The sequence below is a fragment of the Alcanivorax sp. DSM 26293 genome, from assembly GCF_900107995.1.
Lineage (GTDB): Bacteria > Pseudomonadota > Gammaproteobacteria > Pseudomonadales > Alcanivoracaceae > Alcanivorax.
The window spans coordinates 224,426-239,718 of record NZ_FNUM01000005.1 but is presented as its reverse complement, the minus strand read 5'-3'; the positions used below and the strand labels follow the sequence as shown (position 1 = coordinate 239,718).

Annotated in this window: 13 protein-coding genes; 9 read left to right on the top strand and 4 right to left on the bottom strand. The window is 61.4% G+C overall.

Going from position 1 to position 15,293, the window contains the following annotated elements; all coding sequences use genetic code 11:
* Window positions 1-9 precede the first annotated feature (9 nt).
* From C4S63_RS11035 to C4S63_RS11025, 3 genes are all read right to left on the bottom strand, one after another.
* The gene (locus C4S63_RS11035) at window positions 10-711 is read right to left on the bottom strand and encodes an anti-sigma factor domain-containing protein (protein ID WP_200819540.1); all 702 of its coding nucleotides are present in this window, start codon (window positions 709-711) and stop codon (window positions 10-12) included.
* Entirely contained in the window at window positions 696-1,250 is a 555-nt protein-coding gene (locus C4S63_RS11030; RefSeq protein ID WP_062817461.1) for an RNA polymerase sigma factor, read from the bottom strand. The genes C4S63_RS11035 and C4S63_RS11030 overlap by 16 nt, the downstream gene beginning before the upstream one ends.
* A 127-nt stretch (window positions 1,251-1,377) precedes the next feature.
* Window positions 1,378-3,378 carry a hypothetical protein gene (locus C4S63_RS11025; RefSeq protein ID WP_103917581.1) on the bottom strand — a complete coding sequence of 667 codons (2,001 nt, stop codon included), beginning with the start codon at window positions 3,376-3,378 and terminating at the stop codon, window positions 1,378-1,380.
* A gap of 295 nt (window positions 3,379-3,673) precedes the next feature.
* Between C4S63_RS11025 and C4S63_RS11020 the strand changes: the two genes are divergently transcribed.
* From C4S63_RS11020 to C4S63_RS11005, 4 genes are read left to right on the top strand one after another with little or no spacing between them, the layout of a single operon-like run.
* Window positions 3,674-4,678: a PhoH family protein gene (locus tag C4S63_RS11020; RefSeq protein WP_062817463.1), complete on the top strand. Its 1,005-nt coding sequence runs from the start codon at window positions 3,674-3,676 to the stop codon at window positions 4,676-4,678.
* Window positions 4,650-5,153 carry an rRNA maturation RNase YbeY gene (gene ybeY / locus C4S63_RS11015; RefSeq protein ID WP_062817464.1) on the top strand — a complete coding sequence of 168 codons (504 nt, stop codon included), beginning with the start codon at window positions 4,650-4,652 and terminating at the stop codon, window positions 5,151-5,153. The genes C4S63_RS11020 and ybeY overlap by 29 nt, the downstream gene beginning before the upstream one ends.
* A complete protein-coding gene (locus C4S63_RS11010) occupies window positions 5,153-6,034 on the top strand; it encodes an HlyC/CorC family transporter (RefSeq protein WP_062817465.1) in 882 nt (293 codons plus the stop codon). The genes ybeY and C4S63_RS11010 overlap by 1 nt, the downstream gene beginning before the upstream one ends.
* On the top strand, window positions 6,006-7,385 hold the full coding sequence (locus C4S63_RS11005) for a rhomboid family intramembrane serine protease (protein WP_200819539.1): 1,380 nt from the start codon (window positions 6,006-6,008) through the stop codon (window positions 7,383-7,385). The genes C4S63_RS11010 and C4S63_RS11005 overlap by 29 nt, the downstream gene beginning before the upstream one ends.
* A 417-nt stretch (window positions 7,386-7,802) precedes the next feature.
* Here the strand turns inward: C4S63_RS11005 and C4S63_RS11000 are convergent, their stop codons facing one another.
* The gene (locus tag C4S63_RS11000; RefSeq protein ID WP_234999994.1) at window positions 7,803-9,110 is read right to left on the bottom strand and encodes a hypothetical protein; all 1,308 of its coding nucleotides are present in this window, start codon (window positions 9,108-9,110) and stop codon (window positions 7,803-7,805) included.
* 256 nt (window positions 9,111-9,366) lie between these two features.
* Here C4S63_RS11000 and lnt point away from each other — a divergent pair, with 256 nt between their 5' ends.
* The 5 genes from lnt to C4S63_RS10975 all read left to right on the top strand — a co-directional run bounded on the left by lnt (window position 9,367) and on the right by C4S63_RS10975 (window position 15,291).
* A complete protein-coding gene (gene lnt / locus C4S63_RS10995; protein WP_103917579.1) occupies window positions 9,367-10,854 on the top strand; it encodes an apolipoprotein N-acyltransferase in 1,488 nt (495 codons plus the stop codon).
* Between the two features lie 93 nt (window positions 10,855-10,947).
* Entirely contained in the window at window positions 10,948-11,814 is an 867-nt protein-coding gene (locus C4S63_RS10990) for an MBL fold metallo-hydrolase (protein WP_103917578.1), read from the top strand.
* Between the two features lie 12 nt (window positions 11,815-11,826).
* A complete protein-coding gene (locus C4S63_RS10985; RefSeq protein ID WP_234999993.1) occupies window positions 11,827-13,050 on the top strand; it encodes an FAD/NAD(P)-binding oxidoreductase in 1,224 nt (407 codons plus the stop codon).
* 26 nt (window positions 13,051-13,076) lie between these two features.
* Entirely contained in the window at window positions 13,077-14,825 is a 1,749-nt protein-coding gene (locus tag C4S63_RS10980; RefSeq protein WP_103917576.1) for a SulP family inorganic anion transporter, read from the top strand.
* Between the two features lie 37 nt (window positions 14,826-14,862).
* Window positions 14,863-15,291, top strand: coding sequence for a TIGR01244 family sulfur transferase (locus C4S63_RS10975; RefSeq protein ID WP_063508510.1), 429 nt, complete (start codon window positions 14,863-14,865; stop codon window positions 15,289-15,291).
* Window positions 15,292-15,293 lie beyond the last annotated feature (2 nt).

Sequence of the window (15,293 nt, the reverse complement as noted above, 5' to 3'; positions counted from 1 at the left end):
CACGCCGCGCTAAAGCGCCACCGCTCGGCCGATAAACAGAACCGGGCCGGTGGGTCGATCAGCAGGGGAGCCACCCGGCGGTTCCAGCGTCAGTTCGAACAGCTGACCGCTTTCCACGTCCCCCACCCGGCTGGCAGGCAGGACCAGAGGCTGGCCAGGATTGACCAGACCCAGAGAGCGAGGCCCTTGCGCGGGATCCGCCAGGGTCCAGAACTGAACACTGCGATCCACCGGGTACTCGCTGTCTGCCAGCGGCGTCAGCTGCAGGTCACCCCGGTCAGAAACGGTGATTCGCCAACCCGGGCTTGCCGCCTCCCCCGGTGCCTGTAACACCACGGTATACACCGGTGCCGGAACCCGCAGCGGCCCCAGCAACAGAACCACTGCCACCAACAGGCCGGCACTGACCGTTCGCCACAGCGACGGGCTTTGCCAGAGCGTCTGCCAGACCGGACGACGGCGTGTGCCCGCTTCAGCGGTTTGCCGTTCGATACGCTGCCATAATCCAGGGGGCAGCGGTTCCGGCTCCAGCAACTCGGCTGCGCCCAGCCAGTGGGCCTGCCAGTGGCTTGCCAGCTGGGCGGCATCGTCATCCTGCTCCAGCCAGCGCTCCACCTCGGCGGCCTGCTCGGGAGAAAGCAGCCCGAGAACATGCTCGGCAATCAACAATTGCCGCTCCTGGGAATCGCGGGGAATCATAATCGCAGGCACTCCTGCAATCCTTTCAGCCCGGAGCGAACACGGCTCTTGATCGTGCCCAGGGGGACGGCCAGGGTGTCGGCAATCTGCTCGTAGGTGAACCCCTGATAAAACGCCATCAGAATGGGGCGCCGGCGATCCATTTGCAGGGTCTGCAAACAATCGATGATGGCACGGCGTTGGTCATTCTCCAGGGAGCATTGCTCCGGAGACGGGCCCGGGTCCGGCCACTGGTCACCCGGCAGGGGCTCGAAGGCTTCCCGGCGGGACCGGTGATGCTGATTGATCAAACGATAACGCAACAGCCCGAACAGCCAGGTCCGCGCGCTGCCACGTTGACTACGGAAACGTCCGGCATTTTTCCAGACTTGGACAAAGGTATCCTGAAGCGCATCTTCTGCCAGGGACGCATCCCCGGTAAATCGACGGGCCAGCGCCAGCATGCGCGGTGCCTCGTTGACGTAAAGCTGATGGAAAGCTCGACGATCGCCCCGGGCACAGGCCTGCACCAGGGCATCTCCCTGCTCCAACTCAGCGCGCGAATCGTCCATGAAGCAACATCCCTGATGAAAGACTAGGTGAAGATCATTCACCAGAGTGCGAGAAAAATGTGTCAAGAAGAAGACCGGGCCGCCGAAGCGGCCCGGGACAGGGGGACCGGAATACGGTCCCCAGACGTTACTCCGGAGCGCGACCAAGAGAATCCGTAATCAGGGACACCGATTCCGGTGACGACTGATTCCAGGTTTGCGACGGTGCCACATCGCCACTGGCAGCACTGAGGATATTATCGAAGCGCAGCACCACACTCTGGGATTTCTCCGCCACGTACAGGTGCTGGCCATCAAAGGCGATATCCACCGGGTTACCCAGCAGGGTACTACCCACCGAATTGTTGTCGCCGTTATCGATATTCACGGTGACATCGGTGATACCGTCAGCGGTTGAACCGTTATCCAGCACATACAACTTGCCATCGGTGGGATTGGCACCGCTGCCCACATCCGACAGGATCAGCTGGTCGGTCTCTGCCACATGGACGATGCCATGCAGGTTGGTCGGAGCAGCAAATGCCACGCCCCCTTCTGCAGGCGTAATCAGCCGATCCGGGCCGGCACTGCCACGGGCCGTGCTGTAACTGTCGAATACCGCCACCGTACCGTCGGTGAGCGCCACGTACAGCCGGTCAGCCTCCGGGTCATAATCCAGATCCCAGGGCGCCACGCTGAGCGTGGTGGTAAACAGGGGCGCCACATCGCCGCCTGCCTGGGCACCGAACACTCTGACGGACGGGTTGCCATTGTCAGTCACCAGCACCCAGCCCAGGGCATCGGCCACATCAAACCCTTTCGGCGCCATCAGCCCGGTGCCGGCCCCCTCAATCAGCCGGTCACGGCTGAGCGTGAAGGTCTCGCCATCACGACCCGTGGCCAGACGATTGATCACGGCAAGTCCGGAATCATAGGTAATGTAGGCGTCGCCCATCTGGTTGAATGCCAGGCTTTCACGATCCTGCGTGGTGGAGAAGCCACGCTGCATGGCGCCAAGGTCCAGATCCAGTACCACCACATCCGTGTCACCCGGGGCGGCCGGAGGATTGCTGGTCACCGCAACCCCGGTGAAGGTCGTGCCGGTGCTATCGATATCGGACAGGTCCGGTTGCAAGGCCGGTTCAACAATAATGGCCAGGGATTCGGGCTTGATGCTGTCGACCACCCTGGTCGGCGCGATATCGCCGGAATCACCGGAAAACACATTCCGGTAAACCAGAATGGCGTCGTTGGATTTTTCCGCGATGTACACCGTGCTGTCATCCAGAACCAGATCCACCGGATTGCCCAGCTTGGTTGCCGGGCCGGCCAGGGTCCGTGCAGGCGTCACCGTGCCCTCGGCCGTGGAGGCCTCTTCAATCACGTACAGGCGGCCATCATCCGCTACCGCCGCATCACCCACATCGCTGACCACCAGGGTGTCCGAGTCAGCCTGGTAGGCGATCCCGTGCAGATTGGAAACCGTACCGGCCGAATCCGGCGTGATCACACGGGCCGGCGTCGCCATAAAGCCCCCTGCCACATAATCATCCACCACGATGACAGTGCCATTGGTCATGGCCAGGAAGAGACGATCCGCCGCCTCATCATAGGCGAGATCCCAGGTATTGCCCGACAGGGCCGTGGAGGCAAGCGGCGCGGCATTGCCACCGGCAGCGGTGCCGTAGACTTCAACACTGTTACCGCCGATATTGGCAGCCATGACCAGGCCGGCCTGATGGGCAATGGCGATCCCTTTCAGTGTCATGGAACCCGGTGCCGGGACACTGCGATCCAGAGTGGCAACCGGGGCCGAGCCGTCGGTCCGTTCTGCCAGTTGATGAAGAACCTGCAGAGTACTGGGCGCCCCGCTACTGTCGTTGGCGGCATAGAGGTTGCCCAACAGATCCAGCGCAATACCCTCATTGGCGTCCGCATTGAAAGTGGTCTGCACTTCCAGATCCGCATTCAGGCGGTCGATTTGACCGGCGTTGGCAGCACCATTGTGCATCACCAGCAATGCAGGCCCCTGGGCCACATCGGGGGAATTGATCAGGGAGCGATCACTGCCATTGCCCCCACAGGCTGCCAGCGTCACTGCAACGGCCAGTGGCGACAGCCACAGCAAACCTTTGCCTTTCACATTCATGTCATCTCTCCTTGGATAGCGATACCGGCGTGCCGCCGGCCAGTCAGGACAATCGGGTCCTGTTTCGGATACCGCCAACGCAGAGAGATGGATGTAACAGCAGGTAATGATTCTCGATTAAAGTGTATCCCGTTCAGAAAACACGGCGCGACCGGTTGTCCGACATGCCGCCATCAACCCTTGCGACCCGCTACCCTACAAGGCTAGGCTGCGCGGGTGATTTTTCTTCCCCGACAACGCGCTTCGGGGTATTCTGAAACTCTCTGCAACAGCCCAAGGGGCCACGTTTTCCATCTTGGACACACCACTCGCTTCCCAGCATATCAGCCTCGAACCCAACGATTCCCGTCGCCTGGCCAGTCTCTGCGGCCACCTGGACGAGCACATCAAGCAGATTGCCCAACGCCTGCATGTGGATATCCACAATCGTGGCAACCAGTTTCATCTGGCCGGACCGGCCACCTCCGTGGAAGCTGCCGGGGCGATTCTCAGTGAGCTGTATGCGCAGACCGGGGATGGCACCGAGCTGACTCCGGAGATGGTGCACCTGCATCTGCAGCAGTCCAATGTGGCCGACCATGCTTCCGGAAAACACACCGGCAACACCGTGGCGTTTCCCAGTGACGAGGTGGTGATCCGCACCAAGCGAGTGCGCATCAAGCCCCGCGGTGCCCACCAGCGCGAATACGTCAAACAGGTCCGCAAATACGACATCAATTTCGGCATCGGCCCGGCCGGTACCGGCAAGACCTGGCTGGCGGTGGCCTGCGCGGTGGACGCGCTGGAAAAAGCGGAAGTCCAGCGCATTCTCCTGGTACGCCCGGCGGTGGAAGCCGGTGAGAAACTGGGTTTTCTGCCCGGGGACCTGGCGGAAAAGATCGACCCCTATCTGCGTCCACTGTATGACGCCCTTTATGAAATGCTTGGCTTTGAAACCGTGGCCAAGTTGATGGACCGGATGGTGATTGAGGTGGCTCCGCTGGCCTACATGCGCGGGCGCACCCTGAACAACAGTTTCGTGATTCTTGATGAAGCGCAGAACACCACCCCGGAACAAATGAAGATGTTCCTCACCCGAATCGGCTTTGGCACCCGCGCCGTCATCACCGGGGATGTGACCCAGGTGGACCTGCCCCGCCACCAGCGCTCCGGCCTGGTCAATACCCTGGAAGTCCTGGACGGGGTGAAAGGGATCGGCGTGACCCGTTTCGACAGCCGCGATGTGGTTCGCCACCCGCTGGTACAACGTATTGTAGAGGCCTACGACCGCCATGAACGGGATACCGACACCCAGCGTTGATATCCAGTGGGCCAGCGACGCCCCGGACGCCCCCGACGAATCCCGGTTATGCGACTGGGTGCGCCATGCTGCCCAGACAGCCGGCGGCGTGGTGGGCGACATCACCCTGCGCATCGTCGATGAGGACGAAATTCGCACCCTCAACCGGGAATACCGCGACAAGGACAAACCCACCAATGTGCTGTCCTTCCCGTTTGAAATGCCCGAAGGGCTGCCGGAAGATGCCATGGAGCCCCTGCTCGGCGACATCATTCTCTGTGCCCCGGTAGTGCGGCGGGAGGCCATGGAACAGAACAAGACACTGGAAGCCCACTGGGCCCACATGGTGACCCACGGTGTACTGCATCTGCTGGGCTACGATCATATTGACGACGACGACGCGCAGATCATGGAAGCCATGGAAATCCGCGCCCTGAATGAACAGGGTTTTGCCGACCCTTACCACCTTGAGAACAATACGGAGCTTCACCCCTGATGTCGGACGACTATTCGGATAACGGTACCAGCCGAAGTTGGTTGGAGCGTGTCGGCCAGTTTTTCTCCTCCACACCCGGAGACCGGAACGAACTGCTGGACCTGATGCGCTCCATGCGCGATTCCCACATTATCGACGGGGACACCCTGGGGATTATCGAAGGCGCAGTCTGTGTGGCGGACATGCAGGTGCGCGAAATCATGATTCCCCGCTCCCAGATGGTCAGCATCAAGGCCAGCTCCGACCCACGGGATTTCCTGCCCACCATTATCGACTGTGCCCACTCCCGTTTCCCGGTACTGGGCGACGACCCGGACGAAGTGATCGGCATCCTGCTGGCCAAGGATTTGCTACCGCTGATCCTGGAACCGGCCCGTATGGACCGTTTCTCCATCAAGGACCACATCCGCTCTGCTATGGTAGTACCGGAATCCAAACGGCTCGATTCGCTGCTTCGTGAATTCCGTATCAGCCGCAATCACATGGCGATAGTGGTCAATGAATATGGTGGCGTGGCCGGGCTGGTGACCATTGAAGATGTCCTGGAACAGATCGTCGGAGAGATTGAAGACGAGCACGACGTGGAAGAAGAAGATTACCTGATCAAGGATCTCGACAACCACGAATACACCGTCAAGGCACTGACCCCCATCGATGATTTCAACGAGCACTTCCGCTGTCAGTTCAGCGATGAGGAATTCGATACCATCGGCGGGTTGGTGATGCAGAAATTCGGTCGACTACCGGGCCGCGATGAAAGCGTCGAACTGGATGGTTACCTCTTCACCGTGCTCAGCGCCGACGGCAGAACAATAAGATTGCTGCGGGTGACACCGCCGGGGGAAAACCACGATGCCACTACCACCGAGGTCGAAAGCTGACTCCATCGCCATGCTGGCAAATGCGCCCTGGGTGGTGGCTGCCATTGTGGTTGCCCTTCTGCTGGGCGCGCTGCTGAACCCGGCGAAAACGCCCCAGCCTGCCCTCGGCTGGTATCAACACAGTGGCCTGCAGACCCTGGAATGGAATAACTACCTGTCCTGGCTGCGCTTCAATGGCCAGGGCAAACTCGCCGGTCAACTGGAACAGCAGCTGGCCGCGGGTGATGTCCATGCATTCAGCGCCGCGATGCTCTCCCCCGCCTTCGTCACCGACAGTGAACAGCGTGCCCGGGATTTCTGGTCCCCAGCCCAGAGAGACACCTGGTCGGCCCTGCGCCAGCAGGTACCCGGTCAGCTCGCCGCCAGCAACCTGTATCGCTGGGGACTGGCAGACAGCAGCCCCCGTCCGGCCCGCTTCTTCACTGCCCCCTTCACCGGCGGCCCCCTATGGCTGACCGCTCTGACCCTCCTCGCGCTGATGCCACTGGCATCCTCTCTGGAACGGACCCTGGGTCATGGCCGGGTGCTGACACTGTGGTTGCTGGGCTGCCTGCTGGCTGGAGCCGGCTACCTGATGCTGGCCCGGGCCGGGCAAACGCCGTTTCATGGCGCCACCCCTGCCCTGATGGTTTGGTATGGAGCCTTCCTCGGACTGCAGGGCTGGCGCACCCGATTATCCTTTCCGGTACCCGGCAGGGCATGGCCCTCAATCGCCCTGCCCACCGCCGCCCTGGCGATCATTCCACTGGCCTTACTCGTCCTGCAGGCCTGGCAAAGCGAGCCCGCCACAGCCTACCTGGCCGCCGGCATGCTGGCTCTTGGCGGCGGCACCCTGCTGGTGCAGATCATGCGCCCGGCAGAACCGGCTCAAGACATCGAGATCGTCATGCCAGACCCGCAGGATCAGCAAACCTTGCAACGCGGCTGGGAGGCCCTCGGCAGCCTCCAGCCGGCGGCCGCCATTGACGCCTTTCAGCAGGTGATTGAGCGACACCCGGATCACTTTGACGCCCTCACCGGTCTGTTCACTGCCCACCGCATGGGCCAGCACAGCAACGACTGGCTCCACACGGCCCATCGCCTGTTTGCCCACCCGGCCACCGAAAAGGGCCAACCTCAACAGGTCGCCGGCCACTGGCAACAGTTCCGCCAGCAACAGGGACCGACATTGCCCGCCGCCATCGGCTGGCCCCTGGTGACCACCCTGACCCGGGCTGGAGAATTTGCCCAGGCAGAAGCCCTGGCCGCCAGCCTGGATCACCACGACACTCGCAAACCGGCCCTGCAGGCATTGCGCGAGGCGTTACTTCGGGAAGGATTGGGGCACCGGGCCAAGGCGCTTGAGCCATAGCGGGAACACGGGAAGGACCGCAACAGCGCCATACCCGCGACCAAAGGCTGTAGCAGCGTCGCTTGCGGCGCGACTCGAGCCTTGGCGAGGTTTTCTCCTTTATGTAGGAGCTATGCTTGCCCCCAAGGGGGATCTGCGACATGCGAACCGCGCGTAGCGAGTCGGCAAAGATTGAAATCGATCCTGCATTCCTTCTGAAACCTGTCGAACCCTGAGATTCCTGATCGCCCTGCGGTCGATTTCCGCGCACGCGCGGTTCGCACCTCAAGAGGTATTATTCGCTTCGCTCACCCTTCGGGCCGCACTGCACAACGTGCGTTACTCCGCTGCGCTCCGTTCCTACAGCGGCTTCGAAGAAGGCTCGGAGTTTGAGCAACTCTCGGCCCTTTCTCTATCCAACGAGCGTCGCTCGTAGCCCTACACCCACGCCGCGCGGTAGTCCGCCACCTGCTTGCGCAGCTTCGCATCCCGGCACTGGCTTTCCACAAAACGCAGATACTGTTCCGCCTTGCCGGCAAGCCCGAATTGCTCGGCCAGGATCTTCGCCAGTAACAGATAGGCGTCGCCCAACTCGCTGAAGTCCGGGTGTCGGTCGTGAAGATCCTTGAGTAACGCCACCGCCATTTTCGGCGCCTGCTCGTGAATACCCCGGGCCAGAGCCAGACGCAGGGACGGTGATGCGGGCAGCCAGCCGGGGGTAATTTCCCGCTCACGAGACAGCAACACCAGCGCCTCGGACCAGGCAGAAGCAAGCACCATTTTTTCCAGATAGGCCGGTGCCTGGCTGCGGCGTTCATCCTCCCGGCCGGTGATTTCCAGCAGGCGATCATAGCGTTGCCAGTCTGCCACCGTGGCGCCTTTATGCGTCAGGCTTTTGCCCGTACTCAATAGCACTTTGTCGAAGCGGCCGGCACAAAGCTGCACCCATTGACGCCGCTCTTCCAGCGGTGCACTGGCTTTCCTTACACCTTGATCCAGCCCCCAGAGGCGACCATGACGGGCCAGGATATCGCCGCACAGGCAAGCCAGCGCCAGCCACCAGAGGGCAGCCAGCGCACCCGCTACCCCCTGGGCCAACGACAGCGGCATCACATCCACGGCCACTGCCACCAACGCCACCCCCAGCAACCAACCCACAGAGGCCAACAACCCGGCGACCAGATAATCCCGGGGCGCCGAGAAGATGTAGGTCAACGCTGCCGCAAAGGATCCGGGCTGCGCCCCCTGGACCTGGATCGCCAGCCAGAAGGCCGGCACCAGAAACAAGCCCAGCGCACCGATCAGCAAGCCTGCAGACACCGATACCCACACCAGCATGAAGCCGGCGGGCACCATCACCATCAACGCCGGCAATGCCTGCAGCATTGCCGCCCTCCAGCCTGCCATATCAGACAGGCAGTCCCACCCCGGCACAGCGATTTTGCGTGCTTTGCCGGGGTGACTGCGCAATGCCATCACCGCCCGGCCAAATCCCCAGGCCGGCAAGCCCCCCAACAGAGCCACCGGGACCATCACCGGCAAGGGTGGCACCAACGCGGCCAGCAACGCCCATACCAGCAGCACCGGCAACAGCAATGGGGCGAACGGGTAACGCAGGTACCGGTCCAGTTGTCGCCACAACGGCCCACCCTGACCCTGCGCGGTGCTTTGCAGCTCCTGGTTGCAGAGCAGACAACGGGCCTCTGTCAGGCTACCTTCCCGGCTCTCCACACATTGCTGACACAAGTGCAGTCCATCATGGCTGCAATACCATAGCGCCTCCGTCCCCGGATGGTACTTGCAATAGTGTTTCACTATGATGCCCCCAAGCATTCACAAGGTGGCACAGCAACCATGGTTGCCCACCACTGGCGCCCCGCCTTGATCCGCAGGCAGGGCAAGATTGATTATAGGTTGTGATTGATACTTTATTCGTATTTTTGTAGGGACTCTAGCCGTATTGGCCAGACGGCCTGCTCGCCACCCTGAAACGAGGAATTCCATGCGTCACCGTCTGCTGGCCCTGATTGCCGGCCTGCTATTCCCGCTTGCCTTCGCCCCCTATGACCTGTGGCCACTGCTGTTCGTCAGCGTGGCCGCCGGCTTCTGGTGCCAGCAACAGGCGGCTACCGGCAAGGAGGCCTTCCTGCGCGGCTGGCTCTACGGCCTGGGCATGTTCGGCTTCGGTGTCTCCTGGGTGCATGTGTCCATGAACGACTATGGCTACATGCCGCTATGGATGGCGATTCCCTTTACGGCAATTTTCGCCGCCTTTCTGGCCCTCTTCTACGGCCTGACATTTTCCCTGAGCTGGCGCCTGGGACGCTCGGCACTGGTATTCAGCGGCGTCTGGCTACTGCTGGACTGGCTGCGTGGCTGGCTGCTGACGGGCTTCCCCTGGCTGTATGCCGGCTACGCACTTATCGATACTCCGCTGGCCAGCCTGGCGCCGCTGGGCGGGGTCTGGCTGCTGACCCTGGCCACGGTGCTGATCAGTGCCACCCTGATCCAGCTCCGCCAGCCGGGCGCACTCCGCTGGGTGGCCGCCGGTCTGTCCGTGCTGGTTCTGATCACCGCCACGGCCGCGCACTTTCTGACCTTTACCCATGCCGCCGGCCCGGACCAGAAAGTGGCGCTGGTGCAGGGCAATATCCCCCAGGATCTGAAGTGGCAGATTTCCATGCGCGGCGAGACGCGACGTATCTACCATGAACTGACCCGGGAGATTCCCGGGGACACCCTGGTGTTATGGCCGGAATCGGCCATGACCGAGTTCTACCAGAACATCACCGACTTTATCGAAGACGAGGGCGCACAACTGGCAGACCGCAATGGCGCCCTGATTACCGGCATTCCCTGGCGCACCGTCAGCGATACCGGCATTACCTACCGCAACAGTATTGCCGCCATCCCCTTGCGTGATGGCAACAACGGCAGTGAACGGGTCTACCACAAACAGAAGCTGGTGCCCTTTGGCGAATACGTTCCCCTGCAATCGTTGATACGCGGCCTGATCCCCTTCTTTGATCTGCCCATGTCCGGCTTTACGCCGGGCGATCCGGCCCAGCCCAACCTGCAGGTGCTGGGCCATACCGTGGCGCCGTTTATCTGCTACGAGATTCTCTATCCGCAACTGGTGGCCAGCCGCAGCCATGATGCGGATGTGCTGGTGACCATCAGCAACGACGCCTGGTTCGGCACCTCCGCCGGGCCGCTCCAGCATTTCCAGATGGCCCGTCTGCGGGCCCTGGAAACCGGCCGCTGGCTGCTTCGTGGCACCAACAATGGCGTCACTGCCGTCATCGACCATCAGGGCCGGATTGTGGATGCCCTGCCCCAATTCGAGCGTGACGTGCTGTACAGCCACTACCAGCCACGCACCGGCATTACCCCCTTTATGGCGCTGGGTGTCTGGCCCTGGCTGGTGCTCTCGGTGCTGTTGTTATTGCCTGCCATTCTGGAAAGGAAGGAAAAAAAGACCACTATATAATTTTTAAGTATAAGCTTATTCCAAGTTTGACTTTTGCCTGCTTCCCTCCTATAACTGTGCCTGAATGCTACCCAGCCACAGGAGGGAACTGGCATGTCTCGCCCAACCGTCAAAGCCTTTTTCGATAACGACACCAACACCGTCAGCTACGTTGTCACGGACCCGCAGACCCGGCGCTGCGCCATTGTGGATTCCGTGCTGGACTACGACCCCAAAGCCGGGCGTACCCGCCATGACAGTGCCAGCCAGATCGTGGCCTACGTCAAACAGGAAGCGCTCACCGTGGAATGGCTGCTGGAAACCCATGTCCATGCGGATCATCTTTCCGCGGCACCCTGGATTCAGGAACAGGTCGGCGGCAAGCTGGCGATCGGTGAACATATCCGTACCGTGCAGGAGACCTTCGGCAAGGTCTTCAACGCCGGCACCGAGTTCTCCCGAGACGGCCGCCAGTTCGATCACCTGTTTGCCGATGGGGACACCTACCAGGTCGGCAATATTGAGGCGCGGGCCATTCACACCCCGGGGCATACCCCGGCCTGCATGAGCCATGTGATCGGCGATGCAGTGTTTGTGGGCGACACCCTGTTCATGCCGGATTATGGCACCGCCCGCTGCGACTTCCCCGGCGGTGATGCCCGCACCCTGTACCAGTCCGTGCAGAAGCTGCTGGCCCTGCCGGACGACACCCGCATGTTTCTCTGCCACGACTATCTGCCGGAAAGCCGTAGCGAATATCAGTGGGAAACCACCGTGGGCGACCAGCGTCGCGACAATATCCACGTGCACGAAGGCGTTTCCGAGGAGGAGTTCGTCAGCATGCGCGAAAAACGCGATGCCACCCTGGATATGCCGCGACTGATTCTGCCTTCGGTGCAGATCAATATGCGCGCCGGCCACCTTCCTCCCGAGGAAGACAATGGCGTGAGCTACCTGAAAATCCCGCTGAACGCACTGTAAGAGGCGATGCCCATGACACCGACCCTGTGGGACGTAGTGGTGATCGGCGGTGGCGCCGCCGGGATTGCGGCGGCGGCCAGCCTCCTCAAGCGCAAGCCGCACCTGTCCGTGGCCATCGTGGAGCCCAATGACCGGCACTTTTACCAGCCCGCCTGGACCCTGGTGGGTGGCGGTTGTTTCAACCCGGCCAATACCTGCAAAGCCACCGGCAAATTGATTCCCAACGGAGCCAAGTGGTTGCGCACCCGTGTTACCAGCCTGCAGCCGGAACACAATCAGGTAACCCTGGAAGATGGCCAGTCCCTGAGCTACCAGTTTCTGGTAGTGGCACCGGGTCTGGAGCTGAATCTTGGCGCCATAGCGGGTCTGGAAAACAGCCTTGGCAAGCATGGTGTGACCAGCAACTATCTGTTTGAACTGGCGCCCTACACCTGGCAATGCGTGCAACAACTGAAACGTGGCCGGGCGCTTTTCACCCAGCCGCCCATGCCCATAAAGTGCGCCGGGGCGCCACAGAAGGCCATGTACCTGTCCTGTCATCACTGGGAAAACACCGGCACCCTGGGCAACATTGATGTGCAGTTCCACAATGCCGGCGCCGTACTGTTCGGCGTGGCGGATTTTGTGCCGCCACTGATGGAATATGTGAAGCGCTACAAGGCCAACCTGAATTTCAGCAGCACCTTGATCGCGGTGGATGGCCCGGCCCGCGAAGCCACCTTCCGGCGCACCAATGGCGATGGCATCAGCACCGAACACACCGAGCCCTTCGACATGCTGCATGTGGTCCCACCACAACGGGCCCCACGGTTTGTGCGCGACAGTGAGCTGGCCAACGAGACCGGCTGGGTCGCCGTGGACGAAGCCACCCTGCAGCACCCCCGTTTTGCCAATGTATTCAGCCTGGGCGATGCCTGCGGCGCCAGCAATGCCAAAACCGCCGCCGCCGTGCGCAAGCAGGCGCCGGTTGTCGCGGAAAATCTTTGCGCTGCGTTGGAGAATCGAGCGCCGACCGCCCGCTATGAAGGCTATGGCGCCTGCCCGCTGACCGTGGAAAAAGGCAAGGTCGTGCTGGCCGAATTTGGCTATCAGGGCAAACTGCAACCCAGCTTCCCGCTCGACCCCACAGTACCGCGCAGCAGTATGTGGTGGCTGAAACGTCATGCCATGCCAAAAATCTACTTCGAGCTGATGCTAAAGGGCCATGAGTGGCTGGCCAGGCCAGGGAAGCTCTGAGACGTGACACAACAAGGGATGGCAAGTTGAAACTGCCCACCTGGTTGGGCGCCGCCCAGTGGCTGCCCCACTACAACCGCGAGACCGCTGCCCGGGATAGCGTGGCAGCGGTGATCGTCACCATCATGCTGATTCCCCAGAGCCTGGCCTACGCCATGCTCGCCGGGCTGCCGCCGGAAGTCGGTCTCTACGCCAGCATCCTGCCACTGGTTGTCTATGCCCTGCTCGGTTCCAGCCGTACCCTGGCGGTGGGCCCGGTGGCGGTAGCCTCGCTGATGACCGTTGCTGCAGCCAGTCAGGTAGCCACGGCCGGCAGTCAACAATACCTGGCAGCCACTGTCATTCTGGCTTTTCTGTCCGGCACCATTCTTATGGTGATGGCCCTGCTTCGACTGGGCTGGATTGCCAATCTGTTATCGCATCCTGTGGTCAGTGGCTTTATCAGCGCGTCCGGCCTGCTGATTGCCGCCAGTCAGCTCAAGCATCTGCTGGGCATTCCCTTGTCGGGCCATAACCTGGTGGAGCTTGGCCGATCGCTAACACAGCATTTTCCCCAAACCCATTGGCCTGCCGTGGTACTCGGTGCGCTGGTGACGGCCTTTCTGTTCTGGGTGCGCAAGGCACTCAAGCCGTTACTGCAAAAACTCGGCTTCAATGCCTTCTGGTCCGACCTGGTGAGTAAAGCAGGACCTGTCATCGCCGTACTCGGCTCCACCCTGGCCGTGGCCATGCTGGAACTGGATAGCGGCGGCATGGCCATTGTCGGTCATATTCCCGAAGGCCTGCCCGCATTGTCATTACCCGTATTTGACGCCGGCCTCTGGCAGGCATTATTGCTGCCCGCTCTGCTGATCAGCCTGATCGGCTTTGTGGAATCTATTTCTGTTGCCCAGACCCTGGCGGCCAAACGTCGCCAGCGCATCAACGCCAACCAGGAACTGATGGGGCTGGGCGGCGCCAACCTGGCCAGCGCCTTCAGTGGCGGCTTTCCGGTGACCGGGGGCTTTTCCCGTTCCGTGGTGAATTTCGATGCCGGCGCCCGCACGCCCATGGCCGGCGTATTCACTGCCATCGGCATTGCTCTCACCGCGCTGTTTCTGACCGGCGCTTTCACCTACCTGCCCAAGGCAACGTTGGCCGCCACCATTGTGGTCGCTGTGCTATCGCTGGTGGACCTGCCAGCGCTGAAACACACCTGGCATTTCTCCCGACTGGATTTCACCGCCATGGCCATCACCATGGTCGGGGTCCTGGGTTGGGGCGTGGAAGCTGGCGTGCTGGCCGGGGTGATCACCTCTCTGGCCCTGTATTTGTGGCGAACCAATCAGCCCCATGTGGCCGAAGTGGGCCTGGTGCCAGGCACCGAGCATTTCCGTAATGTGCAGCGCCACCAGGTGCGCGTTTCTCCCCGTGTGATGAGCGTACGTATCGACGAATCCCTGTATTTTGCCAATGCCCGGGGACTGGAAGACCGCCTCTACGATGCCGCCCTGCTGCGACCACAGACAGAGCATGTGATACTGATGGGCACCGCCATCAATCATCTGGATGCCAGTGCCGTGGATAGCCTGTTGAGTCTCAATCAGCGGCTGGATGATGCCGGTATCCGTCTGCACCTTTCCGAAATCAAGGGGCCGGTCATGGACCAGTTGCAGCACACCACCCTGCCGGCGTTACTGACCGGTCAGATCTTTCTCACCCAATATCAGGCCATGCGTACTCTGGCCCCGGAAAGCATTGAGGAAAATCCCGCTCCCCCTTGCAGCCCTGTCTGACAAGGTTAAGCTGAGCCTTCATTCGCAAGGAGTTTTCATGGCTACCATCAATCGCCTTACCGAAAGTCTGTCTGTGGCCCCACAACTACAGCCTGAAGACATGGCCGAACTGGCCAGAGCCGGATTCAAGACCGTCATCAACAATCGTCCCGATGGCGAAAGCGAAGACCAGCCATCCAGCGCAGAGCTGGCCGCCGCCGCCGAGGCCGCCGGTCTTGAGTATGCCCACCAACCGGTTGTCGGCAACAACATCACCGACGTGGACATCGACGGCTTTGACGCCATCGTTTCTCTGGCGGAGCAGCCGGTGCTGGCCTTCTGCCGGACCGGTACCCGCTGCACCACCCTGTGGGCGCTGACCCAGGCGGATGAGCTGGACAACGCCAGCATCCTCAGCACCGCCGAACAGGCCGGCTATGACCTGAGCCAGCTTGCCGGTCGACTGGACCAGCGTCGGGGCCAGTAACC